Origin of the sequence: Nostoc sp. DedSLP04 (assembly GCF_034530775.1) — a bacterium.
Classification (GTDB): domain Bacteria; phylum Cyanobacteriota; class Cyanobacteriia; order Cyanobacteriales; family Nostocaceae; genus Nostoc.
Genome location: NZ_JAVRCL010000056.1, coordinates 1 through 21,217, shown reverse-complemented (window position 1 = coordinate 21,217; position 21,217 = coordinate 1). Strand labels below are relative to the sequence as shown.

Genomic DNA, 21,217 nt, shown 5'->3' with positions numbered 1-21,217 from the left:
TGTTTAGTTGATTTAAGGTAAAACTTGCTCGCATTAGCAAGCGTTGCAAAATTATTTCCCTGGAGCCTTCTTCTTCCCGGCCACTGTCTGCCTTCTGCCTCTACGGGTTCTGGCATTGGTGCGAGTTCTTTGTCCTCTGACTGGTAAGCCCATACGATGACGACGACCTCTGTAGGTACCAATGTCAACTAAGCGCTTGATGTTCAAAGACTCCAAGCGCCGCAAGTCGCCTTCAACTTGATAGTTGGTTTCTATTTCCCCTCGTAGGGCTGTCACATCGGCATCACTTAAGTCCTTAACGCGAGTGTCTGGGTTCACACCAGTAGCCGCTATAATTTCTTGAGAACGTGATAAACCAATTCCATAGATGTAAGTCAGACCGATCTCGACGCGCTTATCGCGTGGAAGGTCTACTCCGGCAATACGTGCCACAATGAACTCTCCCTATTGTTCTCGCAATTACTGTTGGTTGGAAAAACGTGATTAATCGCGTCTTTTCGTTTTAATGATGATATGCGTCCTGCAACTAGCTCTATTGGTAAGAGCGTTATCCTTGACGTTGTTTGTGCTTGGGGTTCACGCAAATCACCATAACGCGACCACGACGTTTGATCACGTTACATTTTTCACAAATTTTCTTGACAGAGGCTCTAACTTTCATGCCTTTTATTTTTTGACTCCAAATATAAAATTATAGCATTTTTAGGAAAATTAATCCAGTTAAATGACTAAGAAACAGTCAAAAAAATGGTTTTATGGTATAATTCTCTACATATAGTTACTTCTTTCGTAGTCGATAGGTGATTCTGCCTTTGGTCAAGTCGTAGGGGGTTAACTCTACCTTGACGCGATCGCCGGGCAAAATCTTGATATAATTTCGGCGAATCTTGCCGGAAATGTGTGCTAGCACATTAAAACCATTGTCCAAGTCAACGCGAAACATCGCATTGGGCAAGGACTCTGTAACCGTGCCTTCCATTTCAATCAAATCTTGCTTAGACAATTTGTTTTTTCCTCAACTCAACAATTTCGTGTTCAGTTGCAGCGCTTCATCTGCAAAGAAACACATTTTAAGAAATATATCAACAGTTTATTAATATATCTTAGCTAAAATTGATCTTTTTTTTGTAGAAGGGCATGGCGCATGGGGCATGGTGCATTGGGCATTGGGAAAGAATTACTGTAGGTAGCTCCTCCCATACTTCCTTGTCTCCCTCATGCCCTCGCCCTTTCTTTTTCAGGAAGCGATTACCTTTTGTAGTTCATTAGTGACATCTTCTTGGGACTGATTGCCATTGACTGTTAGGAGTTTTTTGCGATCGCCATAATAATCAATTAAAGGTGCAGTTTCCGCGCGGTACACTTCTAAACGACGACGAATCACTTCTTCAGTATCATCTTTTCGTCCTCTAGCTAGCAAACGCGCGATGACAATTTCATCTGGTGCATCTAAATTGACTACCTTTTCGCCACCTTGATGTATTGCTTCGAGTAACTTCTCCAAAAAAGCTGCTTGGGTCACTTTTCGGGGAAAGCCATCAAGAATCCAACCATTTTTGGCATCTGGTCGATCGAGGCGTTCCTGTACCAAGTCCTGCACTAGCTGGTCAGGTACTAACTCGCCGCTATCAACATAGCTTTGAGCTTTTATTCCTAAAGGAGTCTGCTCTTTCATGGCTTGTCTTAATATTTCACCAGTAGAAATATGGGGGATATTCAAGTGTTCAGCCAAAGTTTGAGCTTGTGTTCCTTTACCCGCTCCAGGTGGTCCCAAGAAGATTAATCGCGTCACTATTATTTCACCATTCCTTCATAGCGCTGAGAGATGACATAAGTTTGGACTTGTTTGGCTGTCTCAATTGCCACACCAACTAAAATCAACAAAGATGTCGCACCGATGCCCCGGAAAGTTTTTACATTCAAAGCGCTTTCCACGGCTGTGGGGATAATAGCGACGAAGCCCAAAAAGATCGCACCCAAAAAAGTTAGTCGGTTGGACACGCGTTCGATATACTCGCTAGTTGCCTTGCCGGGACGAATTCCAGGAATACTAGAACCCATTTTCTTCAAGTTCTGTGCTACATCTACTGGGTTGAGAATCAACGAAGAATAGAAGTAGCTGAAGAAAACAATGGAAATCATGTAGACCAAGGCATAGACCCAAGAGCTAGAACCGCTTGGACTCAAATAAGTGTTAACTATATTCGCCAAATCGGCATTTTTAGTAAAATTGGCGATCAGCAGTGGCAAACTGAGGATGGCAGCAGCAAAAATAATTGGCATCACACCGCCTTGATTTAGCCGCAGTGGCAAATAGCTACGCTGCTCGGCTAAAACTCTCCGACCTACTTGGCGACGAGCCGAAATAATTGGGATGCGGCGCATTCCTTCCTGAACAATCACAATACCAACAATTGTTGCGAGGAAAACTAAGATCAGGACGATTACGCGACCCACTGCTTCCCGACCGCCGACTTGCACCAAGTCGATGGTATCGCCTAAAGCTTTTGGTAATGACGCAACAATGTTGACAAAAATCAACAAAGATGCTCCGTTTCCAATACCCCGCTCTGTAATTAGTTCTGATGCCCACATGACGAACATAGAACCAGCAGTCAGAGCGATCGCAGTTTCAGCGACAAAGATTGGCCCTGGCTTTAAGGCGAATTGCTGGAGGAATAATGCCGAAAAAGCTGTACTTTGAAGAATTGCCCAACCTACAGTGACATAGCGGGTAATTTGCGATATTTTTCGCCGACCTGCTTCGCCTTCATTTTTCTGTAAATTTTCTAAAGATGGAATCGCCGCAGTAAGCAATTGGATGATAATAGACGCATTAATGAAGGGCAAAATTCCTAAAGCAAAGACTCCCAAAGTCGAAAGTCCTCGCCCGGAAAATATATCCAATAAGCCAAATATGGAATTACTGCCCGATATGGCTTCGGCAAATCTTGGTCTATCAATCCCTGGAACGGGTAAGAAAATACCCAGGCGAACCAAAATTAAAATACCGACGGTGACAAGCAGCCTACCTCTGAGACCAGCTGCCTGCGCCATCTGCATAAAAGTTTCTTGAGCCGTTGGGGCTTTATCTCGACTGATCATAGAGTGCTACCTTTATAGTGAACCAAGCACTGGCAGCGAGTTGGCTTGCATTTAAGTGCGCTGTTCCGGCTCACTCATAAGACTTCACAACTACCACCAGCTGCCTCAATTTTGCTACGAGCTGAACCTGTGAAAGCTGCCGCTTGTACCTTGAGCGGAATGCTCAATTCCCCGTTACCTAAAATTTTCAATGGCCCTTTGACAGCAGTCAGGATACCTGCGGCTTTCAATGAGGTCAAAGTTACTTCCGTATTCGCGGGAAGAGAGGCTAGCTTCTCTACATTAATCGTAGTGTAAATCCTCTGATTAACAATCGGAAAGCCCTTCAGTTTAGGTAGGCGGCGGTACAATGGCTGTTGACCACCTTCAAAACCTGGTCGAGTCCCGCTACCAGAACGAGATTTTTGACCACGCATACCTAGACCTGCACTAGCACCTTGACCAGCAGAAATACCTCTAGCTACACGGCGCTTACGTTTCTTTGAGCCTTTTTGCGGCTTAACATCATGGAGTCTCATAAGTTATCAAGTTCTCATTTGTCGTTTCTCATTTGTCATTTGTCATTTGTAGTTGGTCATTTGTTCAGAACAAAGGACAACTGACTAAGGACAAATGACTAATTAAATGTAGAGACTTTCAATAGGAATACCGCGATCTTCCGCGACTTCAGAAAGAGTCCGCAATGTAGATAAAGCATTGACTGCTGCTCTAGCATTATTGAGCGGATTGTTGGAACCAAGTTGCTTGGCTAAGATGTTACGAACTCCTGCCAATTCCAACACAGTCCGCACAGCACCACCAGCAATTACCCCAGTACCAGGTGCAGCTGGACGCATAATCACTTTTGCACCGCCACCGACACCATTAATGGGATGGGGGATGGAGTTGGATTTAGTAATTGGGATATCAATGAGGTGTTTTTTGCCGTCAGCTACGCCTTTTTTAACTGCGCCAATTACATCTGAAGCTTTGCCTACTCCGACTCCAACTTGACCGCGTTCGTTACCAACGACAACGATCGCTCGGAAGCTGAGTTTTTTACCACCTTTGACGACTTTACTTACGCGGCGGATTTGGATAACCCGCTCTTGCCAAGTGGTTTCTTCTTTTTTGGCACGCTTTGTTCTACTTTTACGCTCTGTTGCCATAATTTATGCTCTGGTGAACGTCATTTGTCAGTTGTCATTTGTCATTTGTCCTTTGTCATTTGTCCAATAACTAATGACTAATGACCAATGACTTTAGAAATCTAAACCAGCTTCGCGTGCTGCATCAGCTAGTGCTTTGACACGACCATGATATAAGTTACCACCGCGATCGAAGACTACTTTGGTGATGCCTTTTTCTAGCGATCGCACTGCGATCAACTTCCCAACTTGTACCGATGCATCACGGTTTGCACATGACGCTAAACTAGATTTCAACTCTGGTTCTACAGTCGATGCTGCCACGATGGTTTGATGCTGAGTATCATCAATTATCTGGGCATAAATATGCTCATTGGAACGAAATACCGCTAAACGCGGACGTTCTGGGGAGCCAATAACTTTGCCACGAACGCGCCGATGACGACGGTTTTTTGATTCTCTACGAGTAAGTTTCATTTCTACTTCTTACCACCCTTACCAGTCTTACCAGCTTTCCGTCTGACCACTTCACCGGCATAGCGGATGCCTTTACCTTTGTAAGGTTCTGGTGGACGAACAGCACGAATTTTGGCGGCTGTGTTACCGACGATTTCTTTGTCATAGCCGCTAACAATGACGTTAGTGGTACCTTCTACGGCAAACTGAATTCCATCTGGTGGTTCAATTTGCACCTGATGGCTGTAACCCATATTCAAAACTAGGTTACGCCCTTGAATTTGTGCCCTATAACCCACACCTTGAATTTCCAAACGGCGCTGAAAACCTTGGGAAACTCCCTCGACCATGTTGGCAACTAAAGTGCGGCTCAAGCCGTGCAATTGCTTCGATATCCGAGTTTCATCCCGACGATTTACGTGTAATATTTCCCCCTCTTGAGAGAGTGAGACATTATCTCTGAGAGTGCGAGAAAGTTCTCCTTTCGGCCCTTTCACCACAATATTCGTACCATCGATCGCCACTTGAACTTTGGCGGGAATAGTAATTGGACGTTTACCAATACGTGACATGACTTTTTGTCCTTTGTTATTTGTCCTTTGTCCTTTGTCCTTTGTCTTTCACTAATGACAAATGACTAATGACCAATGACTAATGACTAATGATTACCAAACGTAACAAAGTACTTCGCCACCCAAGTTTTGACGCCGCGCTTCGCGGTCAGTCATAATGCCACTGGATGTAGAAATAATGGCAATGCCAATGCCGCCTAGTACTCTTGGTAATTCTTTTCGATTTGAATAAACACGCAAGCCAGGCTTACTCACTCGCTTTAAGGCGGTGATCAGAGGCTGACGGTTTTTTCCCTTGTATTTCAGGGAAATCACCAGATTGCGTTTTACCCCTTCTTCTGCTTCTTCGATTTCAGCAATAAAGCCTTCCTCCCGTAGCACTTTGGCAATGCTCCGGGTCAATTTTGTCGCTGGCACTTGTGTAGTTTGATGCCGCGCCAGGTTGGCATTGCGGATGCGCGTCAGCATATCTGCAATTGTGTCGTTAGCCGCCATCGTTCCCTCTATAGATGAACTTATTGATCGCGAAAAGGCATTCCTAATTCTTTAAGTAAGGCGCGTCCTTCTTCGTCGTTTTTTGCTGTGGTGATAATGGAAATATCCATCCCACGCACTTGATCAATGCTGTCGTATTCGACTTCTGGAAAAATTAGCTGTTCTCTCACACCCAAAGTGTAGTTACCGCGTCCGTCAAAGCTTTTAGGGCTAACGCCGCGAAAATCTCGAATTCTGGGTAGTGACAGGCTAACTAGTCTGTCGAAAAAGGCATACATCCGTTCGGCTCTGAGTGTCACCATGATCCCCACAGGCATCCCTTGACGAATCTTAAAGCCAGCGATCGCCTTTTTCGCCCGTGTCACTACTGGTTTTTGACCAGTTACTACGGCAATCTCGTTGATAGATGCCTCTAGTGACTTCGCATTTTGAGCTGCTTCACCCAAACCTCGGTTAATCGTAACCTTTACTAATTTCGGTACTTGATGGACGTTGGTATATTGAAACTGATTAATCAGTTTGGGGACGATCGTCTCTTGATATAAGGTTTTGAGTCTTGTTGTCGCCATAGTTTTTTGTCCTGATATCCCTGGGCTTGGTCAGGGAACTTTTATTGTCTTTTGTTATTTGTCCTTTGTCTTTTGTTATTTGTGTTTTTACTAAATAACTAATGACTAATGACCAATGACTAATGACTATTTATCTAGAATTTCGCCAGTTTTCTTGAGTTTTCTCACCTTTTTGCCTTCTGAGGTAAAGGTGTAACCAACACGACTAGCAACGTTTTGCTTGGTGGAATAAAGCATTACGTTGGAGCTATGAATCGGGAATTCTTGGGTAATAATTCGCCCTGATTCCCCTTCTTGCTGGGGTTTAACGTGCTTGGTTTTAATGTTGACACCTTTGACGATAACTTTACTCAGTTGGGGAAGTGCCTGAGTAATTTCGCCAACTTTTCCTTTGTCTTTACCAGCAATCACTTGTACGGTGTCGCCAGTTTTGACGTGCATTTTGTGGAATACTTTGGGCGTACCCTGTTTGGTTGCCATTAAAGCACCTCCGGAGCCAGAGAAACAATTTTAGTGAAGTTTTTATCGCGCAGTTCCCGTGCAACTGGGCCAAAAACCCGTGTGCCTCTGGGATTACCGTCTTTGTTGATGATTACAGCAGCGTTATCATCAAAGCGAATACTCATGCCGCTGTCACGATTTACAGCTTTCCGAGTCCGAACAATTACTGCTTCTACCACATCAGACTTTTTTACAGCCATGTTGGGTGTAGCATCTTTGACAACTGCGATAATTTTATCGCCAATAAAACCATAACGACGGTTGCCTCCGCCTAAGATGCGGATGCACATCAGTTTGCGGGCGCCGCTATTATCTGCGACATTCAGGTAAGTCTGGGGTTGAATCACAATTATTCTCCCTTGTAATGTTGTTAGTTTCTAACAACGATGAGGTTTAAGTAGGCTTGACGTTCAGGACTTCTGTGATTTTCCAGCGCTTGGTTTTACTCAGGGGTCTAGTTTCCTGAATGCGAACGCGATCGCCTACTTTACACTGATTTTCTTCGTCGTGAACTTTATATCGTTGGGTGTTAACCACAATCTTGCCGTACTTGGGGTGAGGAGCGCGGTTTTCTATGGCAACTACCACAGTTTTTTGCATTTTATCGCTCACTACCAAGCCAACTCGTTCTTTAACTGCCATAATCTCCTACTTTGCTTCTTTAGCCGATTGACTTGCTGCCCGTTTGCGTTCTGTTTCTAGCGTCAGCAATTGGGCTAGGCGGTGGCGCAATTGTCGAAACTGGTGGGGCTTTTCTAATTGTCTGGTGGCTTTTTGCAAGCGCAATTGAAATAGTTGTCTTTTGATCGCGACAATTTCATCAGAGAGCTTCTCGTCGCTTAATTCTCTAGCTTCTGAAATTTTGGGAAGAGGCATAAGCTACTCCTGCTCCTGTGGTTGAGAGCGCACAATAAACTTAGTTTTGATGGGCAGTTTAAATGAAGCCAAACGCATCGCTTCACGAGCGATTTCTTCAGAAACCCCACCGATTTCAAACAAAATTCGTCCTGGCTTGACTACAGCTACCCAAAACTCTGGATTACCTTTACCAGAACCCATCCGGGTTTCAGCAGGACGCATGGTTACAGGTTTATCAGGGAAAATCCGAATCCAGATTTGTCCACCCCGACGAATATAACGAGTCATTGCCCGACGGGAAGCCTCGATTTGACGCGAGGTAATCCAAGCAGGTTCTTGAGCTTGGAGTGCAAAATCACCGAAGTTGAGGGTACTACCACGGGTGGCTAGTCCTTCCATCCGTCCCCGCTGTTGTTTGCGGAATTTAGTTCTTCTAGGGCTTAACATGGTTTGTCATTTGTCATTTGTCATTTGTCATTTGTCATTTGCCATCTGCCATTTACTAATGACTAATGACTAATGACGATTTATCCTTCATTTGAGCGGTCTTCAAATTGCTGGCGACGACGTTGTTGTTGACGGCGACGGGGTTCACGATCGCGATCGCGGGGGTCACGTTCGCGATCGCGGTTTGCTGGTGGTAACGGATCTGGTTCCTGTCCAGGAATAATTTCTCCCTTAAACACCCATACTTTGATACCCAAAATGCCGTAAACAGTTTTTGCTGTGCAATAAGAGTAGTCAATGTCAGCCCGTAAGGTATGTAAAGGTACTCTACCTTCACGAGTCCACTCTGTCCGGGCAATTTCCGCACCGTTGAGGCGACCGCTAACTTGGATTTTAATACCTTGGACGCCAGCGCGTTGGGCACGTTGAATTGACTGTCTTACTACCCGCCGAAAGGAAACGCGGCGTTCCAATTGTTGAGCAATGTATTCAGCAATTAGGTAGGCATCAGCATCAACCCGTTGAACTTCAACTACGTTAATGCGGATTTGACGATTACTACCCAACAGTCCTTGGAGTCCGGTACGTAAGGATTCAATACCTTGTCCACCGCGACCCACTACTACGCCAGGTCTAGCTGTGCGTACTTCTAAGTCGATTTGGTCGGCTTTGCGCTCAATCCGTACTTCGGAAATTCCGGCGTTGTTTTGAGCTTGTCTACCCAGCTTTTGTTCTATGTATTGACGGAGTTTGTGGTCTTCTTGGAGAAGTTCTGGATAGCGATCGGGAACAGCAAACCAACGGGATTGATGTTCATGTGTAATACCCAGGCGAAAACCAACTGGATGAATCTTTTGTCCCACAAATGCTTCCTCTAAAATTTCTTACTTTACGCAATTTATTGGTTAACGTGCTTATTTTTCTGGAGCAGCTGCAACAGCTACGGTAATATGACACGTCGGTTTGCGAATTTGGTAAGCTCGACCTTGCGCTCTTGGTTGGAAGCGCTTTAACGGCGGCCCTTGATCGGCATAAGCCTGAGTAATCACTAGTTGAGTCCGATCTAACCCAGCATTGTGTTCGGCATTGGCAGCAGCGCTTCTAAGAACCTTCAATATGGGTTCAGTAGCGCGATAGGGCATGAATTCCAGGATGATTAACGCTTCTCGGTAAGATCGCCCGCGGATTTGATCGAGTACCCGACGCACCTTGTAAGCCGAGATGCGGATAAAACGAGCGATCGCTTTTACTTCAGTAGTATTAGTAGCCATAATTTTCTCCAATTTTGTCCTTCGTCTTTCGTCCTTTATCCTTTGTCCTTTGTCGAAAGTTAATAACTAATGACCAATAACAAATGACAAATGACCAATGACTAATAACTACCTACCTGCTTTCTTGTCGCTTTTTCCATGACCCCTGTAGGTGCGTGTCGGGGCAAATTCACCCAACTTATGTCCTACCATCTGTTCATTTACAAAAACAGGAACGTGTTGGCGTCCGTTATGAACAGCTATAGTGTGACCTACCATTAGGGGCAAAATTGTCGAAGCTCGTGACCAAGTTTTAATAACTTCTTTTCTGTTGTTATCGTTGAGCTTTTCAATTTTCTTTAGGAGATGATCCGCAACAAAAGGACCTTTTTTTAGAGAACGACCCATAGTTCAATTTTGGATTTAGGATTTAGGAATTACAAGTGAGGAGTGAGGAGTTAGTAATTAGGAGTTAGATTTTACTCTCAACTTATAACTCTTAACTCTTAACTCCTAACTCTTTAAGACTCACGACCACCGCGACCGCGTTTAGAAGACTTACGACGACGACGCACAATCAACTTGCTGCTAAGTTTCTTGCGATTGCGTGTTTTCGCACCCAATGTGGGTTTACCCCAAGGTGTAACAGGCCCCGATCTTCCGATAGGCGCTCTACCTTCACCACCACCATGTGGGTGATCCACTGGGTTCATGACGCTTCCTCTAACTTTAGGACGACGACCTTTCCAGCGATTTCGTCCGGCTTTACCTGCACTCAGGTTTCTCGCATCGGTGTTGCCTACTTGCCCAATGGTGGCGTAGGACTCGCGTCGAATCAAGCGGACTTCTCCTGAAGGCAACTTGAGAGTTACATAATTACCTTCTTTTGCCACAACTTGAGCGCTAGCACCAGCAGCACGGACAATTTGACCACCTTTACCAGGGGTCAGTTCTACGTTGTGAACACTAGTACCCAAGGGAATCTTCGAGAGCGGTAACGCATTACCATCTTCAAAGGGAGCTTCCGGTCCAGAAATAATTATTGTTCCAACTTTCAACCCGTTGGGGTGAAGGATGTACCGTTTTTCGCCGTCTTGGTAATACAAAAGGGCAATTCTGGCGTTACGGTTAGGATCGTATTCAATTGCTGCGACTTTTGCCGGAATATTATGTTTATCCCTTTTAAAGTCGATTATCCGATAAAGCTGTTTGTGTCCGCCACCCCGGCGACGACTAGTAATCCGCCCGTGATTATTCCGACCTTTGGCGCGATGCTTCGAGGTAGTTAAGGATTTTTCTGGTTCGCTTCTGGTAATTTCCGCAAAGTCAGAGATTGTAACTTGGCGAGTGCTGGGGGTATAAGGGCGATAAGAACGAGTACCCATAATCTATTTTGGATTTTGGATTTTGGATTTACTTAATTTTGGATTTTGAACTTTTGATTTTGAATTTAATGAGTGTTTAACTAATTGCCACCATTTTCGGTACTTATTCAGTCAACTCCTCAATCTAAAATCTAAAATCTAAAATCTAAAATTTTTAGACTTCTGGGAATAGAACTTGTCTAATCTTGTCTTCATCCCCAGGTGCGACTGTAACAATGGCTCGCTTATATTGGGGTTTATAACCAATAAATTTACCAACGCGCCGCTTTTTGCGCGGTGGTAGAGTGGTGTTGACTTTTACAACCTTGACCTGAAACAAGTCTTCGATCGCAGCCTTGATTTCTGGCTTAGATGCCTTTGGAATTACTTCAAAAGTGTACTTGTTTTGCTCCATCAAGATGGTCGCTTTCTCGGTGACGATTGGGCGACGTACTAAGTCAGCAAGGTCGCGGGGGTCAAAGCTAGGCACTGTAGACCTCCTGAATTTTTTCTAGGGCTGATGCCGTAACTACAATTTTGTCAGCGTGCAGTAAATCAAAAACATTTAGCTGGTCGGCTGCAATTAGTTTTAAATTTTCAATGTTGCGGGCTGATAAATAAACGTTATCTGTATCCGCAATTTCAGACAAAATTAACAGTGCCTTGCTTTCTGGTACTACTCCCCAACGGGCAAGCGCTGCTACTAATTCTTTAGTTTTGGGGCGAGATAGCTCGGTGCTAAATTCTTCTACTACGATCAAGTCGTCAATGCGGCTGACAAATGCTGTCCGCAGTGCTAAACGCCGCTCTTTGCGGTTCAATTTGAGGTTGAAGTCTCTGGGTTTTGGCCCAAATATTACACCACCACCACGCCACAATGGCGAACGAATAGACCCTGCACGAGCGCGACCTGTACCTTTTTGCCGCCAAGGTTTACGACCGCCACCCCTGACTTCCGCACGAGTTTTTGTGCTGGCATTTCCTTGACGAGCATTGGTCAATTGCCGTACTAAGGCGCGGTGCACAATATGAGACGCTGTTTCTTCTTTGGCAGTGCGCAACTCGAAGGTCGTCTCGCCGACCTGTTCTCCTTGCCAATTTTTAACTACGCTTTCAACCATTTTTGTTATTTGTCCTTTGTCATTTGTCAATTGTCTTTTGTCTTTAGCCAATGACTACTGACTAATGACTACTGACTTTTGACTATCCCACTATTTTTGCAGGCACAACACTTACTAGAGCGCCTGGTTTACCAGGAATGGCTCCTTTAATTAGCAATAAGTTGCGTTCTGGGTCAACTCGCACTATGGTCAGTTTGCGGATTGTAATACGTTTTCCACCTAAACGACCTGCCATCCGCTTACCTGGATAGACACGACCGGGTGTTGTACCAGCACCAATAGAACCGGGTGCTCTGTGGTTTTTGGAACCGTGTGACATTGGCCCGCGACCAAAGTTGTTGCGCTTCTGGTTTCCCGCAAAGCCGCGACCGATGCTTGTACCGACGACATCGACAATTTGACCAGCGCTAAAAATATCTGCTTTAATCTCTTGACCTAAAGCATAATCACTAGAGCTATCGGTGTGATATTCATTTAAGTGACGCAATGCTGGGGCAGATGATTTAGCCAAATGTCCCAATAATGGTCTGTTTAGTGCCTTGGGTTTGACTTCGCCATAACCAACTTGAATGGCAAAGTAACCATCGGTTTCTTTCGTTTTAACTTGTGTAACGGTGCATGGCCCTGCTTGAATGACAGTTACAGGAATAGACACTCCTGCTTCGTCAAATATTTGGGTCATGCCCAGCTTGGTGCCGAGAATACCTACAGACACAGTAACTGGTTCTCCTTCTACTTGCTGACCTTGGAATTGGACTCTAGAGGACACGCTTTGTACGCATCAGTTTAGGCTGGGTTAGCCTGCGAAATTTGGAATGGCTTTAGTAAACCGCTCCAAATGCTTTTGGACACAACAAACCGTGTCCTTACTGCTTGGTAAATCTGTTTAGCTTCACTCATTAGATCGCTAGAACAGCCACAAGTCTCTTCTCGTTGGGAAGGAGTAACTTCTGGAATCAATGCAAGGCGCTACAGCTTTAAGCTGTGTGCAGCAATGCTTTTGTCCAAGCAATTGCTCTGGCACTTTCTGGAAGCAGCGCTGTCAGCAGGTTTTCCGATTTGTACACGCCTGATATGGCGGCTTCTTGGAGATTGGCTACTTGCCGTGTTGCAGTTGGACTTAAGCGGTTACTACCGCCCAGTATCCGTTAACTGAGACTGACGTAATGCCATGAAACCAACATTGCTGCTCAGTCTTTACTTCCTTAAACACTTTAAACTATTGTTTAAGCTTTTGCCTGCTTTTTTAGAGGCACAGGAGTAAACGTACCTTGGAGCTTAGGATTAACTTTAATTATTTTTCCATAAGCTCTAATATTGACCTGAAAGCTTTCTTAGTTTACCAGTCTACGATCGCTCTGAGCTAGATTATCCAATTTGGATTTAAGTCATCAGCTTTTGATGCTAACACTACCTCAGAATGACAGTAAAAAGTTAACCTGATTTGCGTTTTTGGTCACAATCTAATAATATAAATTATTTATTTATGTTTGTCCAGTAATTTATAGAGCTATTTTTAGGGAGTAGGAAAGAAGCAAGGGAGCAGGGCGCAGGGGGCAAGGGGGAGAAATCAATTCAAAATTCAAACATTTTAGAACTCTGCCTCCTGCCTTCTGCATCCTCTTTCCCCTCTGCTCCCAGCTAAGAGCCCCTCTGCCTCTTCTCAATACCGAAAAAAAATGCTTTTAATCTATCGGTTCAGAGTAAATAATAGAAATATCTAAGTGGGATAAGACGAAAATCTATGGCACTAATTACCACTGGCAACGGTTTAATCCGCGATCTGGAAAAGTTTGGCGCTCTGGGAGTGTATGTACCTCTAGAAGGAGGTTATGAAGGTCGATATCAGCGCCGACTACGGGCAGCTGGCTATACTACCCTCCACATTACTGCTAAAGGACTGGGTGATTTAGCTGCGTATCTCACAAGAATTCATGGAGTCAGACCTCCTCATCTTGGAAAAAAAAGCACTGGTAGCGGTGCCGCAGTAGGTCATGTGTACTATTTACCCCCAATTCTCAATTCTCATCTAGAACAGCTACCACCAAAGTCTAAGGGGCTGGTCTTGTGGATTATTGAAGGGCATATTCTTTCTAATGAGGAACTTGAGTATTTGACGAATTTGCCTCAACTAGAACCACGAGTGAGAGTAATCATTGAGAGGGGTGGCGATCGCGCTTTCCGTTGGACTTCTCTAGAAAAAACTCTGTTAGCTAGCTAACACTTACAAAAGTGAGGAGTGAAAACTGCAAAAGTGAGGAGTGAAAAGTGAGGAGTTAAAAATTTAAAACTTCTAACTCCTAACTCCTAACTCCTAACTCCTAACTCATAACTCATAACTCTTTTAGCATTTCAATAATGCTGAATCGAAAACCGCAAGATGCAAATAACCGCCGTGAAGCCTCGTTAGCAATTGCTGTATCTAGCCGAATTTGCTTGACGCCCATCTGATGAAAGCGTTCAATACTTAGCATCACCATCTGCCGCGCAATTCCGTTTTGGCGATATTCCGGCTCGACCCAGATATCATGAATAAAAGCAAATTCCTGTAACCGATAAATTGGTATTTCTCGCTCAACTGTTGCTACCAGAAACCCTACAATTTGCCCTTCATTTTCGGATACTAGAAATATACTGCGTCCATCGCCGCTATTTGCCAAACGCATCAACCATTGCTCATAACGCTGTTCTGGATGCGGTAGAAAACCATATTTGGCGGAATCCCAAGACTCATGCAAAGCACAAATTTTGGCAACCATTGGTAAAACTGTGGGTACGTCAGTTATTGTGGCGGGGCGGATCAGCATAAGCTTTCAAGCACAAAAAGCACAAACAAGAAAGAATGCTTTGGAGTGAGATATTAGTTTTTGTCCACTTACTCAGTCAAGAGTATCGTTTTGTTGAACCTGAGCATCATAAACTTTGGAAAACTTTGTTTTTAGGATGGGAGAAGGGCTGGGCATGGTTTGAACAAGGGCGATGTCTATGTGGCTGTCTGAAATGGTTATAAGGTTGAGAAACTATGGCAAACAGTTCTCTATTTATAACCACCCCAGAAACAAACAACGATCGCGATCGCCAGTAAAATCGGTATTGCGCTATGTGCAACTTAAATGCTCATTAGCTGATAAGTTTTTTCGTAACTCCACGCAATCGGATTAACACTGGCTTTGCCCAATTTCCACCAAGCAAATCGTGCAGCAGAATATAAAAACAAGGGATGATAAATAATGTCAGCATCGTTGCGATCGCCATCCCAAAGAAAACTACAATTCCTAAAGGCTGCAAAAATTCAGAACCTTCACCAATGCCTAATGCCAAAGGAAACAGTCCCAAGATAGTAGTGACTGTAGTCATGATAATTGGGCGCAAACGTTGAGGAGCAGCTTTCACGATCGCAATTTGGCGAGTACAACCAACTTCTTCTCGAATTTGATTCGCCAGTTCCACCATCAGAATCCCTGCATTCACCACAATTCCCACCAGCAGGACGACACCAACAATTACAGTTGCGCCAATTGCAGTTTGGGTAATGTAAAGTCCAAAAATTCCCCCAGCTAACGCTAGTGGTACGGTGAACATAATTACCAATGGGTCAATTAGCGAATTGTATTGTACCGCCATGACTACAAAGATTAAGAACGTTGCCAACGCCCCCAAAGTTTTTAAAGCATTCTGAAGTTGCTGATTAGTTTCTTGGGCAGAACTAGGCACAATTGAAACACCATCAGGTAAGTCTACATCCTTAAGTACCTGATTGACTTCTGCGATCGCTTCACCAAGACTAGCTCCCTCGCTGAGATTTCCGGCGACAATAAAAGCTTGGCGCTGATTAATCCGTTGCACCTCACCAGGCGCTTGACCTTCTTGAATGTTCGCAACATCTGAAAGCCGAATTAGTTGATTATTTTCTGTAAATAGCGGTAATTGCTCTAGCTGGGAAGGACGCGCGATCGCTTCCTTATTTAGCTGCACCCGCACATCAACTAAACGATTACCGCGTTGAATTTGCGTAGGAACTGAACCTTCAATTGCTGTTTGAACTGTTGCACCAATTTGCTCGGCGCTCAACCCTAAAGCTGAAACCCTTTCCCAGTCGGGGCGAATTTGGATTTCCGGTTGTCGGGGGTCGGCATCTGGCCGGAATGTCGCTAATTTTGCTCTTTCTTGTAATGCTTGCAGCACTTGGGCCCCGGCTTGCGTTAAGTTTTCTTCATTCTCACCTTGCAGAATCACGTCAACCTCTGACCCTTGCACTGGAGAATTACTCAAAATTAAACCCCGCACCTGACCAGGATTGAGGCGCAGCAAAATTCCTGCTAAGTTGAGTTTGTTAAATTCCTGAGTTACTTTTTTGACGAAAGCTTCTACATCTGTGCCTGGTTTTAGATTGATGGTACTGCTGGCACGTAAGGGATTTTCTGTAGTACTGCTGCCAAATAAATTACCACCCACAGTTGTGAAAGCAGACTCTGTTTCTGGTTGTTTGAGCAAAATGTCATCGACAATTTGCATAACTTTTTCAGAAGTTGCTAAAGGTGTACCGGGAGGAAACTGCGCTCTCAAGGTAGCTTGTCCGGTACTGATGCGGGGTAAAATTTCTTGGGGAATTTGACCAAACATGAAGAAGCTACTGCCGCCTAAAATTACCAAAGCAGCAGTTACTACGAGGAGCCGATAGCGTAAAACCTTGGTTAAGAAGTTACTGTATCCCCGCGTCGCATCTTCAAATCGGTGATTAAACTGTCTAAGCAGCCAAAATTCACTAATCCGACTAGACCAGCGGATTCCCAAAAGTCGAGAAGACAGCATCGGCACTACTGTAATCGCAACCACAAGAGATGCTGCGACTGCGAAGCTAATTGTCAGAATCAGTTCATTAAATAGCAGTGCAATAAAGCCGCCAATTAAGAGGAATGGCACTACAGAAACTAAGTTGGCACCCGTAGCAGCAACTAAAGCAGATTCTACTTCTTGGGAAGCAGTAGTCGCACTGTCTATAAAGAATTTGGAATTTCTCCCGTTCTCCTCTGCTCCTCTGCTCCTCTGCTCCCCTGCCTCCATCTCTCTTTGATTGGGAGTCATCCCTGTTTTTTCGGAGATGTTCTCCAAAATCACAACCGATGTATCAATTGCTTGACCGACTCCTAGTGTTAGACCTGCCAAACTAAAAACATTCAAAGTCAGGCCAAAGATTTTCATTAAAGCGATCGCTGCTAGAGTACACAGCGGAATCGTCAAACTGATAATAAATGTTTGCCTGAACGATCCCAAAAATAACAATACTGCTGCTGCTGCTAGCAATGCCCCAGAAATCCCTGAAAAGATCACATCATTTAAAGAATTGCGGATGAAGACAGATTCATCTGTGGTGGGACTCAAAGTCATGTCTGCTGGAATTAAACCTGATTGCCGTAATTGTTCGATTCGCCGCTTAACAGCATCTACAACTGCGATCGTGTTGGCTTCAGGCTGCTTTTGGACTGAAAATTTCACCGCAGGCTGACGATTCAGATAAACAAATACTCGCTGTTCTTCTGTATCATCAATTACCTCTGCAAAGTCTCGCAAGTAGACGCGGCGGGAAGGTGTAGGGGAAGTAGGGGAAGCAGGGGAAGCAGGGGAAGCAGGGGAAGCAGGGGAGGCAGGGGAGGAAACTTCCAAGGAAAGGTTTTCAATTTCCTTAGCATTTTGAAAGCGTCCGACAGTCCGAGTCAATGGCTCGGAATTTTGCCCCAGAATCCGACCGCCAGAAGTATCTTGGTTACGGGCTGTTAATTCATCTAAGACATCATTTAACCCGACACCCAAAGCTTGCAATCGGTTTAAGTCAACAAGCACTCGTACTTCTTCTTCTGCACCGCCGGATACGTCAACAGAAGCGACTCCTGGTACTACACTGAGTTCACGCGTTAACTCTTCATCAGCAAATACGCGTAAATCTTTCCCTGGTAACGAGGCAGATGTCAGCGCCAATTCATAAACCGGCAATTGAGAAGGATCGACTTTGAATAAGCGCGGCTCCTCTATCGTATCTGGTAGTTGTCCTCGATTTCGGTTAAAAGCAGCAGTAGCATCGTTTAGGGCTTGGTCAATATCGCCCCCTGGTTGGAAGTATAAATCGAGGCTGACTTGTCCTTCACGGGTGCGGGAAAAAACTTGCACTACATTCTCAGTTGCCCGTAAAGCTTCTTCTAAAGGTCTGGTGATTTCATCTACTGCTACTTCTGGCGAAATACCGGGGGCTTCTAGCCGCACCCCAATTCGGGGATAGGTAATTGATGGTAGGAGATCGACTTGGATCGTTGTGAGAAAAAATACCCCAATGACAATTACTGCCACGGTGAGCATGAGTGTGCCAATGTGTTGGCGGATAGCGATCGCACTCAGGCTAAATCCGCTATTGCCACTATTATTATTTGCCTGTTGCATGATACTAAGTGATAAGTGCTAAGTGCTGACTACTGAGTACTTTTTTCATTAATATGGTGGTTACTCCCCACCCTACTATTGCTTTTCTGAAAGAATTGAAAGACTTACAGTGTCACCTTCTTTTAACGGCTTACCACTACGAACAACATAGCGCTCTCCTGCTTGCAAACCGGATAAAATTTCCACTCTGCCATCAGCCCTTTTTCCTAAAGTAACTGCACGCGTCGCTACTTTCGTCTTACCATCTGTGTCTTTCACCACAAATAGCGTCCCCGACGAGTTTTCTTGCTCTTTCTGTGCTGCCTTTGCTGCCCCTGCTTGTTTTTGAATCGCTGTTTGCGGTACTACTACCCGCTGTTGAGTCTGGTTTTGAAAGTTGACTCGCGCCAGTAGTCCGCTACCAATCTTACCTTGAGTGTTGGGAATCACTACTTCTATAGGTATCAAGCGAGCTGTAGCATCGGCAGCAGGGGAAATGCGCGTAACTCTGCCAATTAATGTTTCTTTGGGGAAGGCATCTAAACGGACTTGTACAGATTGCCCAACTTGAATTTGCGCCAGTTCTAATTCCGAAACTTGGACGACGACTTTGACACGGCTAAAGTCTCCAATTTTCAAGACTTCGTTACCTGCTTGCAGCAGGTTGCCTGGTTCTGTCACCTTTTCTGTGACTACGCCAGCGATCGGAGATACCAGCCGAGTATAAGACCTGCGTTCTTTGGTTTGAGCAACCAATGCCTGTTGAGCAAGTACTCTACCTTGGGCAGCTGCAACGGCTTGCTGTTCTGTCCGTACTTGTTCTTGGGCTGCCCGGAGTGCTTGGGCGGCTGTTTTTGCCTGGGTACGCGCCTGTTGCGCAGTTTGTTCCGCGATCGCTCCAGCCTTAAACAACCTCTGCTGCCGCTCTGAGTCTGCTTGAGCTTGTACTACTTCTAGGCGCGCCCGTTCAACGTCTGCACGAGCATTGCTTACCTGATTGGTTGCCCTAGCTACTTCTGATTTGAGGGCTGCTAGTTCTGCTTCTGCTTGCTTTAATTCGGTCGAAAGTATGGCATCATCTAACCGCCCGACGTTTTGCCCAAGCTTTACTGCATCGCCGACATCAAGGTTCAAAGCCAACAACCGAGCTTCTACTTGCGATCGCAGTGACACAATTCGGAAGGGTGTTGTATTACCTGTGTATTCTGGTTGTGTTTGTAGCGTATCAGTTCGAGCGATCGCCGCATCTACAGCCGTTGCACCACTACGTTGTCCGCTACGAGGACTCTGAGATTGTGCGTCAGCCGCTTCTTCCTTGGGTAGCGCTCCACAATTCGCTGTCAGCAGTCCTATGCCTAACAGACAGGGAATCAATAATTTGGATGCTAAAGGGGAAGACACCTTTGTGTCAAAACTATTTTTTACATCTGCAACAGCCACATCAGTCTTCATAACTGAATTTAACTTGGTATTAATTACCTGGTTAGCGGCTGCCAAAGGTGAGATTTTCGCCTGCTTGTGCGGCTTATTTCTGTCCAAAATCATTTATTTTTCTCGTATTTGGTGAGCTTTTTGGGTTAAACAGCCATGCATTACCAAGTAATTTTGAGACATTATGAATAGTGAAAAGCGGCGAGAGTCAATTGGCTATGTTCTTGCAGAATTTTGTATCAAAAATTACTTTTTATTTGAAAAAATTTCTCACCACTTTAACTCATTAAATTGAGTCGCCCGCTTTTTAGCTGACGATGCAATTCTTAACTCAGTATAAATATTTTTAAATTTCTTGCAATCTGCCCTTAGTAGAAGACTTGTATTTACTGAAGATACGGAACTTTCACACCCCTACTTCTAATCTTGGCAGTATTAAGTAACTAGACTTAGGCTGACATAACTAAATTTAATGTAGCAATTTCGTGGGTGCGGTTCACTTAACCTCACCCGTTTTTAGACTAGCCAGCATCTAGCTATTAACCGCTTATATAACTTTTTATAACAGTTTTTCAAACTTTTACCCAGAAAGTTGGTTGCTATGTCATCATGGCAAGTGAAATGAGAATTAATTCGGCGACAGTGTTTGTTTTTAGTATTGACAGGCTTTTTCCTTTTGGTATTACAGACTTCTCTCCGAAATCTAAATCTCTACAAACTTATGATTTTGGAGACATTTGATGTCAATTTACGTAGGTAACCTCTCCTATGATGTTACACAAGATGCGCTGAGTGCTGTATTTGCAGAATATGGTGCTGTAAAGCGCGTTCAACTACCCACTGACCGTGAAACAGGTCGTTTACGCGGCTTTGCTTTTGTGGAAATGAGTTCAGAAGATGAAGAAGCGAAAGCTATTGAAGCTCTTGATGGTGCTGAATGGCTTGGTCGCGACCTCAAAGTAAATAAAGCCAAGCCCAAAGAAGACAGAAGTGGTGGTTCCTTTGGGAACCGTGGTGGCGGCGGCTACAACCGTAGCAACAACCGCTACTAAGCTTAATCTAATTTAGAAAAGGCTCAGGCAGGAATGCTTGAGCCTTTTTTATGCAAAACTTTGATTCTCTTTGATTCTAAATAATTTTGGCCAATTACTCATTATACTGCACTGATGATTCTCTAACTAAAGTGCCTTGATGAAAGATCATTTTCCATCGTTCGTTGTTTAATTTCCAGATGGAACTTCGCAACGAATGAACAGGTTGTTTGTCAGATATATGTCTGACTATACGATAAGTTACTAAAACAACCCCTGTTGCTAAAACTAATGTCTTGAATTCTGTTATCAATCTTTGAGTCAGAGGTTGGATGGATTCATTCTGCAAGCTCTCGATAATTTGCTGTTTATTAAAAACACGCCCTGAGCTTCCGAATTCAATGAACTCGTCAGCAAGTAAATCCATGAACCTATCCCACTAATAAAATCCTTTGAACCCAGATATGGATAGTAGCAAG

At 44.5% G+C, this 21,217-nt stretch carries 30 protein-coding genes; 3 read left to right on the top strand and 27 right to left on the bottom strand.

Going from position 1 to position 21,217, the window contains the following annotated elements; genetic code table 11:
- Nucleotides 1–51 precede the first annotated feature (51 nt).
- From rpsM to rplC, 23 genes are all read right to left on the bottom strand, one after another.
- The gene (gene rpsM, locus RMX89_RS26055) at nt 52–432 is read right to left on the bottom strand and encodes a 30S ribosomal protein S13 (protein WP_104906411.1); all 381 of its coding nucleotides are present in this window, start codon (nt 430–432) and stop codon (nt 52–54) included.
- 115 nt (nt 433–547) lie between these two features.
- The gene (rpmJ, locus tag RMX89_RS26050; protein ID WP_015129703.1) at nt 548–661 is read right to left on the bottom strand and encodes a 50S ribosomal protein L36; all 114 of its coding nucleotides are present in this window, start codon (nt 659–661) and stop codon (nt 548–550) included.
- A 117-nt stretch (nt 662–778) separates the two neighbouring features.
- A complete protein-coding gene (gene infA, locus RMX89_RS26045) occupies nt 779–1,003 on the bottom strand; it encodes a translation initiation factor IF-1 (RefSeq protein WP_006276978.1) in 225 nt (74 codons plus the stop codon).
- 234 nt (nt 1,004–1,237) lie between these two features.
- Nucleotides 1,238–1,792: an adenylate kinase gene (locus RMX89_RS26040; protein WP_322672232.1), complete on the bottom strand. Its 555-nt coding sequence runs from the start codon at nt 1,790–1,792 to the stop codon at nt 1,238–1,240.
- A 2-nt stretch (nt 1,793–1,794) separates the two neighbouring features.
- Nucleotides 1,795–3,105, bottom strand: a complete 1,311-nt coding sequence (gene secY, locus RMX89_RS26035) for a preprotein translocase subunit SecY (RefSeq protein ID WP_104906409.1) — start codon at nt 3,103–3,105, stop codon at nt 1,795–1,797.
- A 74-nt stretch (nt 3,106–3,179) separates the two neighbouring features.
- Entirely contained in the window at nt 3,180–3,623 is a 444-nt protein-coding gene (rplO, locus tag RMX89_RS26030; RefSeq protein WP_322684762.1) for a 50S ribosomal protein L15, read from the bottom strand.
- A gap of 102 nt (nt 3,624–3,725) precedes the next feature.
- On the bottom strand, nt 3,726–4,253 hold the full coding sequence (gene rpsE, locus RMX89_RS26025; protein WP_322672230.1) for a 30S ribosomal protein S5: 528 nt from the start codon (nt 4,251–4,253) through the stop codon (nt 3,726–3,728).
- Nucleotides 4,254–4,346: 93 nt separating this feature from the next.
- Nucleotides 4,347–4,709, bottom strand: coding sequence for a 50S ribosomal protein L18 (gene rplR, locus RMX89_RS26020; protein WP_099101131.1), 363 nt, complete (start codon nt 4,707–4,709; stop codon nt 4,347–4,349).
- 2 nt (nt 4,710–4,711) lie between these two features.
- Entirely contained in the window at nt 4,712–5,260 is a 549-nt protein-coding gene (gene rplF, locus RMX89_RS26015) for a 50S ribosomal protein L6 (RefSeq protein WP_322672228.1), read from the bottom strand.
- 93 nt (nt 5,261–5,353) lie between these two features.
- A complete protein-coding gene (gene rpsH, locus RMX89_RS26010) occupies nt 5,354–5,755 on the bottom strand; it encodes a 30S ribosomal protein S8 (protein WP_094349096.1) in 402 nt (133 codons plus the stop codon).
- A gap of 20 nt (nt 5,756–5,775) precedes the next feature.
- The gene (rplE, locus tag RMX89_RS26005) at nt 5,776–6,324 is read right to left on the bottom strand and encodes a 50S ribosomal protein L5 (RefSeq protein ID WP_104906405.1); all 549 of its coding nucleotides are present in this window, start codon (nt 6,322–6,324) and stop codon (nt 5,776–5,778) included.
- A 126-nt stretch (nt 6,325–6,450) separates the two neighbouring features.
- Nucleotides 6,451–6,804 carry a 50S ribosomal protein L24 gene (gene rplX / locus RMX89_RS26000; RefSeq protein ID WP_069070771.1) on the bottom strand — a complete coding sequence of 118 codons (354 nt, stop codon included), beginning with the start codon at nt 6,802–6,804 and terminating at the stop codon, nt 6,451–6,453.
- The gene (gene rplN, locus RMX89_RS25995; protein ID WP_099101129.1) at nt 6,804–7,172 is read right to left on the bottom strand and encodes a 50S ribosomal protein L14; all 369 of its coding nucleotides are present in this window, start codon (nt 7,170–7,172) and stop codon (nt 6,804–6,806) included. The genes rplX and rplN overlap by 1 nt, the downstream gene beginning before the upstream one ends.
- A 46-nt stretch (nt 7,173–7,218) precedes the next feature.
- Nucleotides 7,219–7,467 (bottom strand): 30S ribosomal protein S17, encoded by a 249-nt coding sequence (gene rpsQ, locus RMX89_RS25990; RefSeq protein ID WP_094349093.1) that lies wholly within the window; start codon nt 7,465–7,467, stop codon nt 7,219–7,221.
- A gap of 6 nt (nt 7,468–7,473) precedes the next feature.
- Nucleotides 7,474–7,701 carry a 50S ribosomal protein L29 gene (gene rpmC / locus RMX89_RS25985; protein WP_289799262.1) on the bottom strand — a complete coding sequence of 76 codons (228 nt, stop codon included), beginning with the start codon at nt 7,699–7,701 and terminating at the stop codon, nt 7,474–7,476.
- 3 nt (nt 7,702–7,704) lie between these two features.
- On the bottom strand, nt 7,705–8,130 hold the full coding sequence (gene rplP, locus RMX89_RS25980; protein WP_012410718.1) for a 50S ribosomal protein L16: 426 nt from the start codon (nt 8,128–8,130) through the stop codon (nt 7,705–7,707).
- Between the two features lie 80 nt (nt 8,131–8,210).
- Nucleotides 8,211–8,993, bottom strand: a complete 783-nt coding sequence (gene rpsC / locus RMX89_RS25975; RefSeq protein WP_322690978.1) for a 30S ribosomal protein S3 — start codon at nt 8,991–8,993, stop codon at nt 8,211–8,213.
- A gap of 51 nt (nt 8,994–9,044) precedes the next feature.
- Nucleotides 9,045–9,401, bottom strand: coding sequence for a 50S ribosomal protein L22 (rplV, locus tag RMX89_RS25970; RefSeq protein ID WP_069070777.1), 357 nt, complete (start codon nt 9,399–9,401; stop codon nt 9,045–9,047).
- A 108-nt stretch (nt 9,402–9,509) separates the two neighbouring features.
- Nucleotides 9,510–9,788 carry a 30S ribosomal protein S19 gene (rpsS, locus tag RMX89_RS25965; RefSeq protein WP_012410721.1) on the bottom strand — a complete coding sequence of 93 codons (279 nt, stop codon included), beginning with the start codon at nt 9,786–9,788 and terminating at the stop codon, nt 9,510–9,512.
- A gap of 113 nt (nt 9,789–9,901) precedes the next feature.
- On the bottom strand, nt 9,902–10,765 hold the full coding sequence (rplB, locus tag RMX89_RS25960) for a 50S ribosomal protein L2 (RefSeq protein WP_322672226.1): 864 nt from the start codon (nt 10,763–10,765) through the stop codon (nt 9,902–9,904).
- 154 nt (nt 10,766–10,919) lie between these two features.
- The gene (locus RMX89_RS25955; protein WP_069070779.1) at nt 10,920–11,234 is read right to left on the bottom strand and encodes a 50S ribosomal protein L23; all 315 of its coding nucleotides are present in this window, start codon (nt 11,232–11,234) and stop codon (nt 10,920–10,922) included.
- On the bottom strand, nt 11,227–11,865 hold the full coding sequence (gene rplD, locus RMX89_RS25950; RefSeq protein WP_322672225.1) for a 50S ribosomal protein L4: 639 nt from the start codon (nt 11,863–11,865) through the stop codon (nt 11,227–11,229). The genes RMX89_RS25955 and rplD overlap by 8 nt, the downstream gene beginning before the upstream one ends.
- A gap of 82 nt (nt 11,866–11,947) precedes the next feature.
- Nucleotides 11,948–12,580 (bottom strand): 50S ribosomal protein L3, encoded by a 633-nt coding sequence (rplC, locus tag RMX89_RS25945; protein ID WP_289799260.1) that lies wholly within the window; start codon nt 12,578–12,580, stop codon nt 11,948–11,950.
- Between the two features lie 279 nt (nt 12,581–12,859).
- Between rplC and RMX89_RS25940 the strand changes: the two genes are divergently transcribed.
- Entirely contained in the window at nt 12,860–13,021 is a 162-nt protein-coding gene (locus tag RMX89_RS25940) for a hypothetical protein (protein ID WP_322690977.1), read from the top strand.
- Between the two features lie 588 nt (nt 13,022–13,609).
- A complete protein-coding gene (locus tag RMX89_RS25935; protein WP_322672223.1) occupies nt 13,610–14,086 on the top strand; it encodes an NAD(P)H-quinone oxidoreductase subunit N in 477 nt (158 codons plus the stop codon).
- Between the two features lie 112 nt (nt 14,087–14,198).
- Here RMX89_RS25935 and RMX89_RS25930 read toward each other — a convergent pair whose 3' ends face one another.
- The 3 genes from RMX89_RS25930 to RMX89_RS25920 all read right to left on the bottom strand — a co-directional run bounded on the left by RMX89_RS25930 (nt 14,199) and on the right by RMX89_RS25920 (nt 19,821).
- Nucleotides 14,199–14,672, bottom strand: coding sequence for a GNAT family N-acetyltransferase (locus RMX89_RS25930; protein WP_322672222.1), 474 nt, complete (start codon nt 14,670–14,672; stop codon nt 14,199–14,201).
- A 313-nt stretch (nt 14,673–14,985) separates the two neighbouring features.
- On the bottom strand, nt 14,986–18,297 hold the full coding sequence (locus RMX89_RS25925) for an efflux RND transporter permease subunit (RefSeq protein ID WP_322690976.1): 3,312 nt from the start codon (nt 18,295–18,297) through the stop codon (nt 14,986–14,988).
- Nucleotides 18,298–18,372: 75 nt separating this feature from the next.
- Nucleotides 18,373–19,821: an efflux RND transporter periplasmic adaptor subunit gene (locus RMX89_RS25920; protein ID WP_322690975.1), complete on the bottom strand. Its 1,449-nt coding sequence runs from the start codon at nt 19,819–19,821 to the stop codon at nt 18,373–18,375.
- 626 nt (nt 19,822–20,447) lie between these two features.
- Between RMX89_RS25920 and RMX89_RS25915 the strand changes: the two genes are divergently transcribed.
- Nucleotides 20,448–20,759: an RNA-binding protein gene (locus RMX89_RS25915; protein WP_322672219.1), complete on the top strand. Its 312-nt coding sequence runs from the start codon at nt 20,448–20,450 to the stop codon at nt 20,757–20,759.
- A 94-nt stretch (nt 20,760–20,853) separates the two neighbouring features.
- On the opposite strand, the gene RMX89_RS25910 is transcribed toward RMX89_RS25915, so the two are convergent.
- Nucleotides 20,854–21,165 carry a DUF4440 domain-containing protein gene (locus RMX89_RS25910; protein WP_322690974.1) on the bottom strand — a complete coding sequence of 104 codons (312 nt, stop codon included), beginning with the start codon at nt 21,163–21,165 and terminating at the stop codon, nt 20,854–20,856.
- Nucleotides 21,166–21,217: the final 52 nt, after the last annotated feature.

What these genes read in the sequence shown, in the direction of transcription:
- rpsH (WP_094349096.1), bottom strand. Translation starts at nt 5,755, where the DNA reads ATGGCGGCTAACGACACAATTGCAGATATGCTGACGCGCATCCGCAAT.
- RMX89_RS25915 (WP_322672219.1), top strand. Translation starts at nt 20,448, where the DNA reads ATGTCAATTTACGTAGGTAACCTCTCCTATGATGTTACACAAGATGCG.
- RMX89_RS25925 (WP_322690976.1), bottom strand. Translation starts at nt 18,297, where the DNA reads ATGCAACAGGCAAATAATAATAGTGGCAATAGCGGATTTAGCCTGAGT.
- rpsQ (WP_094349093.1), bottom strand. Translation starts at nt 7,467, where the DNA reads ATGGCAGTTAAAGAACGAGTTGGCTTGGTAGTGAGCGATAAAATGCAA.
- rpmC (WP_289799262.1), bottom strand. Translation starts at nt 7,701, where the DNA reads ATGCCTCTTCCCAAAATTTCAGAAGCTAGAGAATTAAGCGACGAGAAG.
- rplF (WP_322672228.1), bottom strand. Translation starts at nt 5,260, where the DNA reads ATGTCACGTATTGGTAAACGTCCAATTACTATTCCCGCCAAAGTTCAA.
- rplX (WP_069070771.1), bottom strand. Translation starts at nt 6,804, where the DNA reads ATGGCAACCAAACAGGGTACGCCCAAAGTATTCCACAAAATGCACGTC.
- rplB (WP_322672226.1), bottom strand. Translation starts at nt 10,765, where the DNA reads ATGGGTACTCGTTCTTATCGCCCTTATACCCCCAGCACTCGCCAAGTT.
- rplV (WP_069070777.1), bottom strand. Translation starts at nt 9,401, where the DNA reads ATGGCTACTAATACTACTGAAGTAAAAGCGATCGCTCGTTTTATCCGC.
- rplR (WP_099101131.1), bottom strand. Translation starts at nt 4,709, where the DNA reads ATGAAACTTACTCGTAGAGAATCAAAAAACCGTCGTCATCGGCGCGTT.
- rplE (WP_104906405.1), bottom strand. Translation starts at nt 6,324, where the DNA reads ATGGCGACAACAAGACTCAAAACCTTATATCAAGAGACGATCGTCCCC.
- rplD (WP_322672225.1), bottom strand. Translation starts at nt 11,865, where the DNA reads ATGGTTGAAAGCGTAGTTAAAAATTGGCAAGGAGAACAGGTCGGCGAG.
- RMX89_RS25920 (WP_322690975.1), bottom strand. Translation starts at nt 19,821, where the DNA reads ATGATTTTGGACAGAAATAAGCCGCACAAGCAGGCGAAAATCTCACCT.
- rplP (WP_012410718.1), bottom strand. Translation starts at nt 8,130, where the DNA reads ATGTTAAGCCCTAGAAGAACTAAATTCCGCAAACAACAGCGGGGACGG.
- rpsS (WP_012410721.1), bottom strand. Translation starts at nt 9,788, where the DNA reads ATGGGTCGTTCTCTAAAAAAAGGTCCTTTTGTTGCGGATCATCTCCTA.
- RMX89_RS25935 (WP_322672223.1), top strand. Translation starts at nt 13,610, where the DNA reads ATGGCACTAATTACCACTGGCAACGGTTTAATCCGCGATCTGGAAAAG.
- RMX89_RS25940 (WP_322690977.1), top strand. Translation starts at nt 12,860, where the DNA reads ATGCTTTTGTCCAAGCAATTGCTCTGGCACTTTCTGGAAGCAGCGCTG.
- rplO (WP_322684762.1), bottom strand. Translation starts at nt 3,623, where the DNA reads ATGAGACTCCATGATGTTAAGCCGCAAAAAGGCTCAAAGAAACGTAAG.
- RMX89_RS25930 (WP_322672222.1), bottom strand. Translation starts at nt 14,672, where the DNA reads ATGCTGATCCGCCCCGCCACAATAACTGACGTACCCACAGTTTTACCA.
- rpmJ (WP_015129703.1), bottom strand. Translation starts at nt 661, where the DNA reads ATGAAAGTTAGAGCCTCTGTCAAGAAAATTTGTGAAAAATGTAACGTG.
- RMX89_RS25910 (WP_322690974.1), bottom strand. Translation starts at nt 21,165, where the DNA reads ATGGATTTACTTGCTGACGAGTTCATTGAATTCGGAAGCTCAGGGCGT.
- rpsE (WP_322672230.1), bottom strand. Translation starts at nt 4,253, where the DNA reads ATGGCAACAGAGCGTAAAAGTAGAACAAAGCGTGCCAAAAAAGAAGAA.
- secY (WP_104906409.1), bottom strand. Translation starts at nt 3,105, where the DNA reads ATGATCAGTCGAGATAAAGCCCCAACGGCTCAAGAAACTTTTATGCAG.